Below are 14,239 nucleotides of genomic sequence, written 5' to 3' on the forward strand. Positions count from 1 at the left end.
ATGTGGACATGAACTTGAATTCCTGCCACCTTACTCTCCTGATCTTAATCCGATTGAGCATAAATGGGCGCAGGCAAAAGCTCTCAGAAAAAAATATCGATGCTCGGTTGAGGAGCTTTTTCAGAACGATATAATATGATCGTTTTATATCGCTACAGCTATATCCTACATGTTGCTGCACCACTCCCGTGCATTCTGGAACATGCGCAGCCAGGACGAGACCTCCAGCCCTTTCATCTCCTGCGGCAGCCAATGGCACTGCCAAGGCAGGAAGGCCCGCTCCGGGTACGGCATCAGGGCGAGATGACGGCCAGCTGGCGAGCCGTTGGGGTTGAAAGGATACTGCTCAGTGGCCACGCAGCTGGTTGTCACCTACGAGGAATCAGCAGGAAGCACTAGATGAATTCGGCAGGGAGAACCTTTTCTCTCTGCCCTGTCTTTTTTACTGCCGGTTTTTACCGGTTTTGGCTTGCGTTGCAGGTCAATTCAGTGTATAAAAAGTTTTTTTTTACAGGCTGCTGCTGCCTTGTATTGCGCAGGGCTGCTATGTGATGCTGCCTGTCGGCCCGGCAGCATGGCATGAGGACATGTGTCAAGGGGTTGCAGGACTACTGTGACTCCTTTTTTATTTTTCAACAGACGTTTGCAGGCAGGCGGCTGTATTCCGTCCGGGGCAGGCCGGGGAAAATCACAGCAGTCAGGAAGCAGAGGAACAAGAGATGAACAGAGATTTGAAGTTCGTGCGGAACATCGGCATTAGTGCCCATATTGACTCGGGCAAAACCACGCTCACCGAGCGCATCCTGTACTATACCCAGCGCATCCACGCGATTCACGAGGTGCGCGGCAAGGACGGCGTGGGTGCGACCATGGACTCAATGGAGTTGGAAAGAGAGCGCGGCATCACCATCCAGTCTGCTGCCACCTACTGCTCCTGGAAAGATATCGACATCAACATCATCGACACTCCCGGCCATGTTGATTTCACTGTAGAAGTAGAACGCGCCCTGCGGGTCTTAGATGGAGCCATTCTTGTCCTCTGCTCAGTCGGTGGTGTGCAGTCTCAATCGATCACGGTTGACCGGCAGATGACTCGCTACAACGTTCCCCGTATTGCCTTCATCAACAAATGCGACCGCACTGGGGCTAACCCGGAGCGCGTTGTCCGCCAACTGCGCGAGAAGCTGAACCTGAACGCCATCATGCTTCAGATTCCCATTGGCCTGGAAGCTGATCTGGAAGGCGTGATTGATCTGGTGACAATGAAGGCAGTCTATTTCGAGGGCGAGCAAGGTCGCGATGTCCGCTATGCCGAGATTCCCGCTGCTTTGCGCGAGCAAGCTGAGGCCAAGCGTGAGGAAATGCTCGATGCGGTCTCAATGTTCTCTGATGAGCTGATGGAGGCCATGCTGGAGGAGGGCAATATCCCGGTAGAGCTGATCCGCGAGGCGATCCGCAAAGGCACGCTCTCCCTGAAGCTGGCTCCAGTGATGATCGGGTCAGCCTACAAGAACAAAGGCATTCAGCCGCTCTTGGATGGCGTGGAGATGTACCTGCCCTGTCCAACTGATGTCGAGAACATCGCCCTGGATTTGGATAACAACGAGGCCGAGATTAAAGTTTCCAACAATACAGCCGATCCGCTGGTTGCACTCGCCTTTAAGTTGGAGGACGGACGCTATGGCCAGCTGACTTACGTACGTACCTATCAGGGCGAGCTTAAGAAAGGCGACTTTATCGTTAACTCCCGCACGGGCAAGAAGGTGAAGGTGGGCCGTCTGGTGCGGATGCACGCCAATGAAATGGAGGAGATCGAGGAGGCAGGCTCTGGCGACATCATTGCGCTCTTCGGCGTGGAATGCGCCTCCGGTGACACCTTCTGCGGCGGCAATATCAACTGGTCTATGACCTCGATGCACATTCCTGCGCCGGTTATCTCCTTGGCCATCAAGCCCAAGGACACCAAGGCCCAGGATAACATCTCCAAAGCACTCAATCGCTTCTGCAAGGAAGACCCCACCTTCAAGTCTTTTGTCGATCACGAGACCGGCGAGACCATCATCTCCGGCATGGGTGAGCTGCATTTGGATGTGTATATCGAGCGGATGAAGCGCGAGTACAAGGCTGAGGTGGAAGTGGGCGCGCCGCGTGTAGCGTATCGCGAGGCCATCACCCAGCGGGCAGAATTCGATTACACCCACAAAAAACAGACCGGTGGTTCTGGTCAGTTCGGTCGCGTTGCAGGCTACATGGAACCGCTCGAAGAGGGCAATTATGAGTTTGTTGACGAGATCGTCGGCGGCTCAATTCCCCGCGAGTTCATTTCTTCTTGCGACAAGGGCTTCCAAGCTTCCATGGACAAGGGTCTGCTGATTGGCGCACCAATTAACGGCATCCGCATGGTAATCAACGACGGTAGCTACCACACTGTTGACTCTTCAGATATGGCCTTTCAGCAGGCAGCCAAGGGCGCATTCAAAGAGGGCTACCGCAAGGCCAATCCGATCATTATGGAACCGATCATGAAGGTAGCTGTGGAAGGGCCAACTGAATTCCAAGGCGCAATCATGGGCAGTCTCAACCAACGGCGAGGCATGATTGTCGGTACTTCTGAGGAAGCCAGCTACACGGTCGTCGAAGCAGAGATGCCCTTGTCTGAGATGTTCGGCTATTCAACAGTCCTCCGCTCCTTGACCCAGGGCAAAGCCGAGTTCAGCATGGAGTTCGCCAGCTACAGGCAGGTGCCAAAAGGTGTGGCAGAACAGCTGATCAAGGAATTTGAAGCCTCCAAGAAGAACTGACGGATTCGGGACAATGAGGCGGCTTTGCCTCCCTGCAAGAGACACGAAACAAACACGAGGTGCATCATGGGATATGAACCGTTAGTGAAGCAGAACCCCCTGCGGGTTCTTAAGCTGACCGGCAATGACAAGAAGATGGGCCTGATCATGGCCCGCGCTGGCTTGGGCAAGACTGCCCTGCTCGTCCAGATCGCGCTCGACTCTATTTTGCGCGGCAACCGGGTTTTACACATCAGTATTGGCGAGAATCTGGACAAGACCAAGCTGTGGTACGATGATATGCTTCAGGTTATTCTGCAAGAATGCCCTGTGGCCAAGCCACACGAGCTGATTGACATGGTTCGCCAGCATCGGATGATCATGACCTTCAAAGTGGGCGCGTTTGATCGCTCCCGTTTGGAAGAGCGGCTGAATGATTTGGTGCAGCAGAACATTTTTACGCCAGATTGCGTGGTGATCGACGGCTTTGATTTCACAAGCACTGATCATGCCAAGCTGGCAGATATCAAAAATCTGCTGGAAAGCCTGCGCGTCCAGACTTGGTTCTCAGCTACCAGCCATCGCGACGACCCCCGCGTCTCTCCGTCCGGGGTGCCTGCGCCTTGTCACGAGCTGGACGACCTGTTTGAGACCGTAGTCTTGCTGAAATCGTATCAGGATCACATTCAGTTGGAAATCCTCCGCGATAACGGCAAGAAGGTAGAGGAAAACAGCCATCTCTGCCTTGATCCAGCCACCATGATGGTGAAGCAGGACAGCTAAGATCTCCTCAAGCCGGGGCAAGCTCTGCTTGCCCCGGCCATCCCGCTCCACTCCTATGCGCTTCCGTCCCTGCATAGACCTGCATGAAGGCAGGGTTAAGCAGATTGTTGGCTCTACTTTGAGCGACAACTCTACTCATCTGCGCACCAACTTCTCCTCAGATCTGCCCCCTTCTTGGTTTGCCCGCTTGTATCAGCAGGATAAGCTGCTGGGTGGCCATGTGATCATGCTTGGCCCTGGTAACGAAGCCGCAGCCACCGATGCCTTGGCAGCTTGGCCGAATGGTCTCCAGCTTGGCGGCGGCATTACGGCGGCCAATGCGGAACAATGGCTGGATTTAGGCGCGTCGCACGTCATTGTCACCTCCTATGTCTTCCATGATGGCCAGCTTGATTTCGCACGACTGGAAGGCTTGCGCCGTCTGATCGGCAAAGAGCGGCTCGTTCTGGATTTAAGCTGCCGTTGGCAAGAGAATGGCTACTTTGTCGTCACTGACCGCTGGCAAAAATTCACCCAGCTGCGCATCAGCAAAGAGTTGTTGCTCGAACTGAGCGAGAGCTGCGCCGAGTTTCTCATTCATGCGGTGGATGTGGAGGGCAAGTGCATGGGTGTGGACGAGCGGCTGCTGGCTTTGCTGGCTGCGGCAGACTCGCCAATTCCTGTCACCTACGCAGGCGGGGTGGGAAGCATGGCTGATTTGCAACTGATCCAGCGCGTTGGCCAGGCCAAGATTGATGCGACCGTTGGCAGTGCACTCGATATTTTTGGCGGCAAGGGCTGCACGTATCAAGAGGTGGTGGCGTTTTGTCGGCAGGATGAGTGAAAGCCAAGCCGGACAGATTAATGCTGCTGGATTGAGGTGGCAAGGGTAATGAATGAATTCATCCAGAAAAACAAAGCGGTTCTCTATGTAGTCTATCTACTGTTTTTGATAGGACTGCTTCTAGCGGGTGGTGAATTTATTGCCCGGAAAAAAAAAGTTCAACCTTGGCGACCAGGCGACATTCGTGTGCAAGTGGAACCAGGCGGGCACTTTTTCACCAAGCATCCCAAACTTGGTTATGCGCCTCTTCCAGGAAGGTTCACAGTGACTCTGAGCAGGACAGGCTATTCCTTTCATGTGACGCACCTGGCGAATGGTCTACGTATCACGCATCCTCTTGCCAGCTATAATCCGGCCCGCCATAAGCCGGAAATCTGGATATTCGGCTGTTCGTTCACGCACGGCTGGAGTCTCAACGATGAGCAGACCTATCCTTGGCAGCTTCAGGAACGTCTGCCGAAATATGAAATTGTCAATTTTGGTTTCAACGGATACGGCACCATCCATTCTCTGATTCAGTTTCGTGATGCACTTACAGCCAAAACTCCTGAAATTGCGGTGCTGGCGTATGCAAATATTCATGATGAACGGAACACCTTTCTGAGAAATCGCCGAAAAGCAGTCGCCCCGTGGAACAGACTCGGCCCTCTTGTCCAGCCTTATGCCCGATTGAACAGCGACAGAACACTACAATACTTTCTTGCTGATGTTGAGTACACCGAGTTCCCTTTTATGCGGCGTTCAGCATTGGTACATTTTCTGGAAATCAAGTGGAATCAGTTTGAAGAAAGAGTACAACAGAGTCGCAAGGTGTCTGAGGCTCTTGTTCTGGAAATGGCACAGCTTGCTCGTGAACACAACGTAAAATTTATCCTCGCCACCATCGGAAAGGATCCACAGATGTTGGCTTTTGCGCAGCAGAATGGCATTCCGAACGTGGATATTTCTGTTAACTTCCGGGAAAATATTCGCTATATGAATCTTCCTCATGACGGCCATCCGAGTGCGCTTGCTAACAAAGCATATGCAGATCATTTAGAAAACTTTCTACGGAAAGGTTTCATAAAGCAAAAGGTATCTACGGCGCAGTGACAGTCCGAGATGCTTGCCAGAGACAGACAAGAAGATGCTCGTCAACCAATCAATTCGTTTCGTGTTCGTTCTGACCTGTTTCCGGTCCTTCCTGAATAGCTTTTGCACCTTCCGAATCAGCTCTGGAACGTCCAGGAACAGCTTTTCCTTCTTCGGGAAGAGTTTTCGGATGTTCCTGAACAGATTTTGTACGTTCAAAATCTCTTCCAGAGCGTCCGTAAGCAGGTCAGGGATGTCCGTGAACAGCTTTCCTTCCTTCGGAAAGAGATCCTGAATGTTCCTGAACAGCTTTTGCACGTTCCCAACCTCTTTCGGAACGTCCAGAAGTAGTTCAGGAACGTCCGCGAATAGATCTCCTTCCTTCCGAAGGAGTTTTTGTATCTTCCAAAGTTCTTCCTGAACGTCCGAAAGCTGCTTTGCTTCCTTCAGAAGCTCCTGCCAAACGAGAAAAACCCGAACATCATCGGCAAAAATTTCATTCTACATCTTGCCATCTAATATACCTATCAATCCATGCACTGAGGTATCCTTATGAACGGAATTACTGACAATCCCAAGGAAAAGACAGGCTGTCCTAGCTTAGGTTGCTCCGCTGTCCAGCCACAAGGAAAGAACGCGCCCGCAGCAGGCGGCTTAGTGTACATCATTTCCGCCGCTGCAATGGGCCGGGGTAACGATGACCTCGGCTGGGCTTTGCTGCAAACCTACCTCCAAACCATCTGTAAGGTCAAGCCGCTGCCCACAAAAATGCTCTTCTACAATGGCGGGGTGCGGCTGGTCGCTGAAGAATCCGGGGCACTCAACGTGCTGCGTGCGCTCCAGGAGCAGGGGGTGGAAATTCTTGCCTGCGGCACCTGTCTGGACTTCTTTAACCTTAAAGCCAAGATTCAAGTTGGGCGGATTTCCAATATGCACGAAATCATGACCGCTGTTGCCGAGGCCGACAAGGTGGTTAGTCCGTTTTAATAGCTAATAAAGGGCAGATGAGTCAAGCAGCAATTCGTCTTTGAACTGGTACACCGTCTTTCTGATTTCCATCAACAAGCTGCACATCATTCATAAGAACCTAAGAGAATTACCATGGTCTTTCCCGAATATCGTCCCCGCCGGATGCGGCAGAATGAGAACTTTCGCGCTATGATCCGCGAAACTCGCTTGGCCGCAGACCAGCTTATTTACCCCCTCTTTGTCATGCCCGGCAAAGGCAATAAGGAAGAGGTCTCTTCCATGCCTGGCGTGTTCCGGCTTTCTGTGGATCAGTTGAAAAAAGAGGCCCAGGAATGCCTGGCTCTGGGGGTTCGCTCGGTGATTCTCTTTGGTTTACCGGAGAAAAAGGATGCAGTCGGCTCTGGTGCCCATGCCAAAAACGGCATAGTTCAGCAGGCAATCAAGGAGCTGAAGAATACCGCGCCTGAGATCACGGTTATCACTGATGTCTGCCTCTGCGAATACACGGATCACGGCCATTGCGGCTGTTTGACAGGCAAAGAAGTCGATAATGATGCCACGCTCGAGATTCTCGCCAAGACTGCGCTGTCTCATGCGCAGGCTGGGGCGGATATGGTCGCACCTTCAGACATGATGGATGGCCGAGTGAGCGAAATCCGCAGCACTTTGGACGAGAATGATTTCCACAACGTGCCGATTATGTCGTATGCAGTGAAGTATGCCTCAGCTTTTTACGGCCCTTTCCGCGATGCCGCTGATTGCGCGCCCCAATTTGGCGACCGCCGCAGCTATCAGATGGATCCAGCCAACAGCCGCGAGGCCTTGCGCGAGGCTACTTTGGATGTGGATGAAGGCGCAGATATTTTGATGGTCAAACCAGCAGTAGCCTACTTGGATATCATCAGTCGCCTGCGCGATGAATTTGATCTGCCCATCGCGGCCTACCATGTGAGCGGGGAATACGCGATGATCAAGGCCGCCGCAGCCAAAGGCTGGATTGATGAAAAGCGAGTGATGGCCGAGACCCTGCTTTCCATCCGCCGGGCAGGCGCAGATATCATCCTCACGTATTTTGCCAAGGACATGGCGAGGATGTTGCGGGAGTAAGGAGGTGTTCAAACGCGGGCTGCTGGATTCTCAATCTTCCTGCTGCTCGCCCACTGTCTTTAGCGGACAGCATTCGCATTTCGGCTGAGATTTGCGGCAGAACTCTTTTCCCAGCCGCACCAACAGGGCATGGTATTCGTTGAACAGAGCAGCATCTTCTGCCAGATTATCCATGAACAACTCCTGCATCTGGAAATAATCGCAGTCTTCAGCAACCAGGCCATGTCGGCACAAAATGCGGTGGGTGTAGGCATCAATCACAAAGATGGACCTGCCTGCCGCATAGAGCACAATAGAATCCGCAGTTTCCGGGCCGATCCCTTTTACCGATAAGAGCAGCTCTCGCAAAACAGCGGTTGGCTGGTTGAGTAAGGCTGCAACACCGCCTTGATCCTCAATCAAGGCGATGAGGTTCTTCAATCTCTGCGCCTTGAGGTTGTGATATCCGGCAGGTCGGATGATTTCTGCCAGTTTTTCCACCGGCAGAAGAGATAAAGCCTCGACTGAGAGCAGGCCTTCGTTCTTGAGATTGGCAATCGCCTTCTCTACATTCTGCCAGCTCGTGTTCTGGGTGAGTACAGCTCCGAGCATCACCTCAAAAGGGCTGTCACCAGGCCACCAACCCTGCGGCCCAAAATGGGCCAGCAGCCGGTTATAGATTTCCCGCAGGGCTTCTGACGTGCGCATGACCTATTCTTTGTCACCAAGGCAGATGCCAATGGAGCGAGCAGTCAGGACTTTGTCGCTATTCAGGTCAACATGCTTGCGACAGCGGATAGCAGCCTCTAACGGGACAGCAGACATGGTTGGTGGAGTCCAAGCAACCATGTGATCAAATTGGCCGACCTCTGCCATGCGCACGGCTGCGCCGCCAAAGCGAAGGGCAAGCAGTCGGTCAAAGGTGGTGGGCGAGCCGCCTCGCTGGAGATGGCCCAGCACCAGCGAGCGGGTGTCCTTGCCGATCTGCTGGCGGATTTCCTCGGCTACCCATTCGCCGATACCGCCCAAGACAACCTCAGCCCGCCCGGCCTCACCCTTGCCTCGGTCAAGTACCTTGCCGCCTTCGGCCTTGGCTCCTTCTGCTACTACTACGATAGAGTAGTGCTTACCGTGTAACTCGTTCTCGCTGATCTTTCGGCAGACTGCCTCCATGTTAAAGGGGAGCTCTGGCAGGAGGATCACGTCTGCGCCGCCGGAAATACCGGAATACAGCGCGATCCAGCCGGATTCCCGGCCCATGACTTCCACGACCATGACCCGGTCATGGGACTTGGCGGTGGAATGCAGCTTGTCTAAGGCTTCGGTGGCGGTGGCAACTGCGGTATCAAAGCCAAAAGTGCGGTCAGTAGCCTCTAAATCATTGTCGATAGTCTTTGGCACCCCGATCACTGGCATTCCCATCTTGGCAAAACGGTGCGCAATCTCCAAACTACCATCGCCACCTATAGCAATATGGCAGTAAAATCCCATTCGCTTGAAAGAGGCCATCACCCGCTCAGAGACATCGACAATCTGCACCTCGCCTGCCAGATTTGGTACTGGCATGGCAAAGGGATTGCCTTTGTTGGTCGTGCCAAGAATGGTGCCGCCCGTGGAGGTGATGCCTTCTACGTCATCTGGAGTCAGGCGCACTAGCTCGTCTGGGTCAAGAAAGCCTTTATAACCGTGCCGACTGCCGTACACCTCCCAACCGAGTCGAGAGGCAGAGTTCACCACAGCAAAAATCACCGCGTTAAGCCCAGGTGCATCACCGCCGCCGGTGGAAATCACGATTTTGCGCATCTTCTCATCCTGTCTTTGTTGTTGAAAAAGGGCTGCTACCTAGAGAAATAGTACGGGCCATACGACGGCTTTGCAACATTTTTTCCAGAATCTCAGGAAGAGTTCCCTGAGCAGCTGTGTTCAGAATTTCCCTATTTTTCCAGGGTACAGCCAGCAGATTGCAACAGAGAACGAGTCGTTTTCTGCTGGATGCGTCACGTGGACAAAGAAGCCAGGAAAGAATCTAGGGCGTTGTTCGAGGAGTTTGGCTTGGCAAGAAAGGAGTTGGAGTTGGCAGAAAAGGAGTTCGGCTTGGCCAAACTGCTTTCCAAGTCGGCCACAAAGGAGTTTGGCCGACTAAAACTCCTTTCCAACTCGGCAGAACTCCTTTGTGGCTTGGCAAAACTCCTTTGCTACTCGGCCAGACTCCTTTTCTACCGAGTACAACTCCTTTGCAAGTCGGCAGAACTCCTCTTTGGCCGAGCCAAACTCCTTGGTAAGCGAGCAAGAAAGAAGCTTTTCTTACGTTACATCCAGGGCAATCGCAATCACCCCGGAGCCAAGCACCTGCTCACCTTCATAAAATACCGCGAACTGGCCTGGTGTGACTGCCCGCTGCGGTTCGGCAAAGCAGACTTTCCAGCAATCGTGTTTCTCATCAGGCATAACCCACGCCTCAGCAGCCTGATGCCGCGAGCGCAGCTGTACTCGGCCCTGCCACTGCTTTGGCGGCTCAATTTGCCACTGCACATCGACCAGGAGCAGCTCCTGCCGGAACAGCTCCTCGTTTTTGCCGACGATCACCTGGTTATTGATTGCATCCAAGCCGATCACATACCAGGGGGTTACGTCAGGAAGGCCCAAACCACGCCGTTGACCTACCGTATATTTCCAACTACCCTGATGCGCACCAAGCACTTTGCCCTGTTCAGTGATAATTTCGCCACTGCGGGCTGCCAAACCTTGATTGACGAGAAAAGTTGCCAAATCCTGTTGCGCGAGAAAGCAGACATCTTGGCTTTCGCCTCCCTCATTGAAATGACTGAAGCCGATAGCCTGCGCTCGGGCAAACACGTCTTGCTTGCGCCAAGTGCCGAGCGGCAAGATAAGCCGAGAAAGCTGCTCGGCAGTTAAGCGGCAAAGGAAATACGATTGATCTTTTTTCGGATCAAGGCCCCGGTACAGCTTGCTGCCTTCCACCCGCGCATAATGGCCGGTCGCCATTGCCTCGATACCTTGGCTAGCCATCGCTTCAAAGAGCAAGCCAAACTTAATCAGCTGATTGCAGAGAATGCAGGGGTTAGGCGTTAAACCCTGGCAATAGGCAGCAACGAAAGAGGCGATAATCTGCTGCTGAAACTGCGCCCGCAGATCAATCAAATGGAGGGGAATGCCGAGGCGGTCGGCGATGTGCTGCACTTTGCCGACCTGCTTTTCGCTGTCTGGCAGCAGAAGCATGAAAAAGCCCTGCACAGCAAAGCCTTGTTCCAGCAGCAAAGCAGCGGCAGTCGTGGAATCAACACCACCACTCAGGGCGATACCGATGTTTCGGGGAAAAGGCAGCATGGGTTATTGCCAAGTAACGCTGCCTTTCATCTCTGTGCCTTCATAAAATTCCTGATACTTCTTATTGCCTTCAGGGGTGTCGCTGTGATCTAGGCCGCGCCACCAGCTATCAGCAAGGAAATTCTTTTTTGCCAAATCCCAGACCTCAGCTGGAGCCGAAACATTCTTCACCTCCCAAGACAATGCGCCTGGGGTCATGTCATAAACCGTGTAACGCATGGGATAGGTGGCCAGTGCCGGGCTGACAAAATGATAAATGCCGTCTGCCAGCTGCTGCCGGGTGGAAATATGCCGATGACCTGAGAAGACCAAGCGTACTCCGTATTTCTTGAGCAGTGCGCCCAGCTCGGCAGCATTGTCGAGGCGGAAGCGGCCCCAACCATGATAGTTGTTTTTCTCCCCTTCTGACCAAGAAGCCAGGCCATGATGAATCAGTACCATGATGGTTTTGCCCTGATGCTGCTGGAGCACGCTTTCCAGCCAACGCATTTGGCCAGGATCGATGCTGCCGCCGAACTCATTGGTTTTGATCTCCGGCAGAAAGACCTGCTGCTTGATGCTGTCCAATCCAATAAGCACCAAACCCTTTGCAACTTCGTGGGCGTAATAGCTCATGCCTGGTTCCATGCCGCCAGAGCGGCCAATGAACATGCCAGTGGCAGCATACTTGGATAAACCCACAGGCTGCTCTTTCTCTTCGTGCGGCACTAGGCTGACATCATGATTGCCCAAGACCACGAAATAGGGCACCTGAAGGCCATCGAGAATCCGACGGCAGGCATCCATGTTCCACGGCTCGGCATCGTTAGTCAGGTCGCCGCCTACCAGCACAAAATCAAGATCAGGAATCTTATTCAGTTCTGCTACGGTATTTTCCGTCAGCAGCACCGTCTTCAGGCCCAGTTTATAGCCGTCCTTAATCCCTTTTTGTTCTGGCAGGGAGATATGAAGATCGGAAATAAAGGCAAATTTGACTTTATCAAAAGCCGAGGCCGAAGTGCTTCCCAGGAGCAACAGGAATAAACTGGCGATGATGCCAGTCCAAGTTATTCTCTTCATTTTGTCTCCTGATCATTTGCCGGTGAGAACCTTGATCATCTTTTGCCCAACTTCAGTGGTGTGCATCATTTGGCCGAATTGCGCGGTGATCTTACGAGGGCCATAGGTCAAAACCGGTACTGGCTCATTGGTATGAGTTCCTGTTGCCCAGACCACAGACTGCAATTTCGACTGGATGCGCCCGATAAGATCGCGCCGGACTTCTTTCCCGTACACATAGAACGCTTCAAAATCATCGATCTTTGGAAAAGACTTGCTGCCTAATAGTTCATGGTCTTTGACATAATAGGCGTTTTTTTCCTCTTGCAAGACCCGGGCGGCTTCCTTTTCCGTGACTGGAAATTCGCTGTTCTCGTTGATCAGCTTGGCCAGGGCAGCAGGCTTCTGCTTCTTTTTCGGCAGCGCATCGAATTGCTCCAGGATGGTCTGATAGCTTATTTTCTGCGCATATAATTTGTTCAGCACACTACGCGGCACAAAATTGAATTCTGGCCCGAACTGCTCGTTCTTGAACATTGCTCCGGGTAAAGATATCTCTTCAGGTACATCATGGCGGATGTAACTAAAACCAAAGCCGCCGGTGTTGTGATCAGCCAGCACAACTAGCAGGGTGTCGTTGCGTTGTTTGACCCAATCGAGGAGATAACGCAACGTTTCTTCCATCAGCAGCATTTCATGCAGCAGACGACCTGCGTCATTGTCATGTTCTGCCCAGTCGATTTGTCCTGCCTCGACCATCAGGAAGAACCCCTTCTGATGCTTGGCCAGAGTAGTAAGTGCCTTGGCCGTCATTTCCTTTAAGGTGGGAACAGCGCGTTCCGGGTCAACCTGATTCGCTTTCTGTTGGAGGGCATCTGGCATGGCAGATGCGGCGAATAGTCCTAAAATTTTCTCGCCCGCTGCCTGCTCCAGCTGCTGTTTCGTAAACGCAACCGCGTAGCCTTTTTGTTCGGCTTCAGCGATCAGATTGCGGCTGTCTTTGCGGGACGATTTCAGCTTGATTTTGCCGTCTGTCCGTTGTTGCAAGGACTGATGAACATCAGTTGCCTCATCGCTGGCTTCTTGGGGAATGAAATGACGCAGGCCGCCAGACAGCAGCACCTCTGCGCCGCTGTTCAGTAGATCAACGGCTATCTCGTTTTCCTTGGCGCGGGTGGTTTGATGCGCGGCAAATCCCGCTGGTGTGGCGTGTGTCAGGCGAGTATCCGATACCAAGCCTGTTGCCTTGCCCATTTTTTCCGCCTTTTCGACGATGTTTTCCACTGCGTCGCCGTTTGCATCCACGCCGATCATTTCAGAGCCAGCAGCTTGGCCGCTGGCAATTTGGGTTGCCGAAGCCGCTGAATCCGTGACCAGCACATTCGCTGCTTCATGCGAGGCAAAACCGATTACGCCGCTGTCGGCCAGTTCCTCCAGCGCGGTTTTCGTTCCGGCTGTTTTGTACGGCGAAGTTGCGGCGTATTTGGCGTAGCTGTCTAACAGGCCAACTGCCGGAAAACCCATGCCGTCGCCGATCATTACAATCACGTTGCGGATTTTTGGCTCTTGCCGAACCGGAGTTACCTGTTTTTTCTGCGGCGCAGCGCAGCTGGCAAAGAGCAGGGCTGCGGCCAGCATAAGGGCATTCTGCCGTAACAAGGGAAAGCGCATTGAGGTCATTTGTTTTCCTTTCAGTAAAAAGCCATGTGGTGAACAGTGCTACTGTTCCTGCTTGGAAAAAAACATAGAACAGAGTATTTTTTTCGTCATCTTACAGCCAAGGAGGAAAAAATGCCACTGGAAGCACTAGCTTTTGTTAAAGCGGAATGGGCAAAGCAGCTTTGGAATAAATTAGACCGGCTGCGCGGTGAGGAAGCCAAAGAGCTTGACCGTCTGCGGGACGAATTTGTTGACCCGAACGTGCTGAAGGATGTCTATGTGGTGCCGCAGCTTCAGGACAGAAACCCGGCGGATTTCCGGCAGGATGATTTGTTGATTGCCGCTCGGCAATCAGCCTTTGAACGGATCAACGAGTTCTTTCAGGGCAAGCTGCCGTTAGAGAAAGACGGGCGGCATCAGATGTTCATCCTTTCTGACGCGGGCATGGGCAAGACCTCGCTCCTGCTGATGCTTAAGTTGATGCACCTGACTAGCTTTTGGCCGCAGAAATACAGCTGCCAGCTCTTCAAACTCGGCGACGACTGAGCTATCTTCACTTTACCGGACACACCAATTACCCTGACAGGAACAGGAGGTGTGTTTATGGGCTATCGCAGGTACGATTTCGATTTCAAGCGTGAAGCCGTCCGCATGGTTGTTGAAGAGGGAGTTGGTGTTCGCG

Annotated in this window: 14 protein-coding genes; 8 read left to right on the forward strand and 6 right to left on the reverse strand. The window is 52.9% G+C overall.

Going from position 1 to position 14,239, the window contains the following annotated elements; all coding sequences use genetic code 11:
* Positions 1-139 (forward strand): transposase (locus tag ACNKIB_RS12170; RefSeq protein WP_417910599.1); only part of this gene is annotated, 139 nt, incomplete at its 5' end.
* Between the two features lie 26 nt (positions 140-165).
* Here ACNKIB_RS12170 and ACNKIB_RS12175 read toward each other — a convergent pair.
* Entirely contained in the window at positions 166-372 is a 207-nt protein-coding gene (locus ACNKIB_RS12175) for a phosphoribosylformylglycinamidine synthase subunit PurQ (RefSeq protein ID WP_417910835.1), read from the reverse strand.
* A gap of 347 nt (positions 373-719) precedes the next feature.
* Between ACNKIB_RS12175 and fusA the strand changes: the two genes are divergently transcribed.
* The 6 genes from fusA (at position 720) to hemB (ending at position 7,533) form a co-directional block, all read left to right on the forward strand.
* On the forward strand, positions 720-2,801 hold the full coding sequence (gene fusA / locus ACNKIB_RS12180; protein ID WP_417910836.1) for an elongation factor G: 2,082 nt from the start codon (positions 720-722) through the stop codon (positions 2,799-2,801).
* Between the two features lie 66 nt (positions 2,802-2,867).
* Entirely contained in the window at positions 2,868-3,563 is a 696-nt protein-coding gene (locus ACNKIB_RS12185; protein WP_417910837.1) for a hypothetical protein, read from the forward strand.
* A gap of 55 nt (positions 3,564-3,618) precedes the next feature.
* Entirely contained in the window at positions 3,619-4,386 is a 768-nt protein-coding gene (gene hisA / locus ACNKIB_RS12190; RefSeq protein WP_417910847.1) for a phosphoribosylformimino-5-aminoimidazole carboxamide ribotide isomerase, read from the forward strand.
* A gap of 48 nt (positions 4,387-4,434) precedes the next feature.
* Complete coding sequence (locus ACNKIB_RS12195) at positions 4,435-5,478, forward strand: SGNH/GDSL hydrolase family protein (protein WP_417910838.1); 1,044 nt, start codon at positions 4,435-4,437, stop codon at positions 5,476-5,478.
* Between the two features lie 531 nt (positions 5,479-6,009).
* Positions 6,010-6,444 (forward strand): sulfurtransferase-like selenium metabolism protein YedF, encoded by a 435-nt coding sequence (gene yedF / locus ACNKIB_RS12200; RefSeq protein WP_417910839.1) that lies wholly within the window; start codon positions 6,010-6,012, stop codon positions 6,442-6,444.
* A 114-nt stretch (positions 6,445-6,558) separates the two neighbouring features.
* On the forward strand, positions 6,559-7,533 hold the full coding sequence (hemB, locus tag ACNKIB_RS12205) for a porphobilinogen synthase (RefSeq protein ID WP_417910840.1): 975 nt from the start codon (positions 6,559-6,561) through the stop codon (positions 7,531-7,533).
* 30 nt (positions 7,534-7,563) lie between these two features.
* Here hemB and ACNKIB_RS12210 read toward each other — a convergent pair whose 3' ends face one another.
* From ACNKIB_RS12210 to ACNKIB_RS12230, 5 genes are all read right to left on the reverse strand, one after another.
* Positions 7,564-8,220, reverse strand: coding sequence for an endonuclease III domain-containing protein (locus ACNKIB_RS12210; protein ID WP_417910841.1), 657 nt, complete (start codon positions 8,218-8,220; stop codon positions 7,564-7,566).
* A 3-nt stretch (positions 8,221-8,223) separates the two neighbouring features.
* Positions 8,224-9,315 (reverse strand): 6-phosphofructokinase, encoded by a 1,092-nt coding sequence (locus tag ACNKIB_RS12215; RefSeq protein ID WP_417910842.1) that lies wholly within the window; start codon positions 9,313-9,315, stop codon positions 8,224-8,226.
* Positions 9,316-9,816: 501 nt separating this feature from the next.
* Positions 9,817-10,860, reverse strand: a complete 1,044-nt coding sequence (gene mnmA / locus ACNKIB_RS12220) for a tRNA 2-thiouridine(34) synthase MnmA (protein WP_417910843.1) — start codon at positions 10,858-10,860, stop codon at positions 9,817-9,819.
* 3 nt (positions 10,861-10,863) lie between these two features.
* Positions 10,864-11,919, reverse strand: coding sequence for a metallophosphoesterase family protein (locus ACNKIB_RS12225; protein ID WP_417910844.1), 1,056 nt, complete (start codon positions 11,917-11,919; stop codon positions 10,864-10,866).
* 12 nt (positions 11,920-11,931) lie between these two features.
* Complete coding sequence (locus tag ACNKIB_RS12230; RefSeq protein WP_417910845.1) at positions 11,932-13,578, reverse strand: alkaline phosphatase; 1,647 nt, start codon at positions 13,576-13,578, stop codon at positions 11,932-11,934.
* A gap of 111 nt (positions 13,579-13,689) precedes the next feature.
* On the opposite strand from ACNKIB_RS12230, the gene ACNKIB_RS12235 reads away from it, so the two are divergent.
* Positions 13,690-14,103 carry a hypothetical protein gene (locus ACNKIB_RS12235; protein ID WP_417910846.1) on the forward strand — a complete coding sequence of 138 codons (414 nt, stop codon included), beginning with the start codon at positions 13,690-13,692 and terminating at the stop codon, positions 14,101-14,103.
* Positions 14,104-14,239: the final 136 nt, after the last annotated feature.

Origin of the sequence: Candidatus Electronema sp. PJ (assembly GCF_048287395.1) — a bacterium.
In the GTDB taxonomy this organism is placed as follows: Bacteria; Desulfobacterota; Desulfobulbia; order Desulfobulbales; family Desulfobulbaceae; genus Electronema.

Excerpts from the sequence above, each read along its gene's own strand:
- hemB (WP_417910840.1), top strand. The coding sequence starts at position 6,559 with ATGGTCTTTCCCGAATATCGTCCCCGCCGGATGCGGCAGAATGAGAAC.
- ACNKIB_RS12235 (WP_417910846.1), top strand. The coding sequence starts at position 13,690 with ATGCCACTGGAAGCACTAGCTTTTGTTAAAGCGGAATGGGCAAAGCAG.
- fusA (WP_417910836.1), top strand. The coding sequence starts at position 720 with ATGAACAGAGATTTGAAGTTCGTGCGGAACATCGGCATTAGTGCCCAT.
- ACNKIB_RS12185 (WP_417910837.1), top strand. The coding sequence starts at position 2,868 with ATGGGATATGAACCGTTAGTGAAGCAGAACCCCCTGCGGGTTCTTAAG.
- yedF (WP_417910839.1), top strand. The coding sequence starts at position 6,010 with ATGAACGGAATTACTGACAATCCCAAGGAAAAGACAGGCTGTCCTAGC.
- ACNKIB_RS12225 (WP_417910844.1), bottom strand. The coding sequence starts at position 11,919 with ATGAAGAGAATAACTTGGACTGGCATCATCGCCAGTTTATTCCTGTTG.
- ACNKIB_RS12195 (WP_417910838.1), top strand. The coding sequence starts at position 4,435 with ATGAATGAATTCATCCAGAAAAACAAAGCGGTTCTCTATGTAGTCTAT.
- ACNKIB_RS12210 (WP_417910841.1), bottom strand. The coding sequence starts at position 8,220 with ATGCGCACGTCAGAAGCCCTGCGGGAAATCTATAACCGGCTGCTGGCC.
- hisA (WP_417910847.1), top strand. The coding sequence starts at position 3,619 with ATGCGCTTCCGTCCCTGCATAGACCTGCATGAAGGCAGGGTTAAGCAG.
- ACNKIB_RS12215 (WP_417910842.1), bottom strand. The coding sequence starts at position 9,315 with ATGCGCAAAATCGTGATTTCCACCGGCGGCGGTGATGCACCTGGGCTT.
- ACNKIB_RS12230 (WP_417910845.1), bottom strand. The coding sequence starts at position 13,578 with ATGACCTCAATGCGCTTTCCCTTGTTACGGCAGAATGCCCTTATGCTG.
- mnmA (WP_417910843.1), bottom strand. The coding sequence starts at position 10,860 with ATGCTGCCTTTTCCCCGAAACATCGGTATCGCCCTGAGTGGTGGTGTT.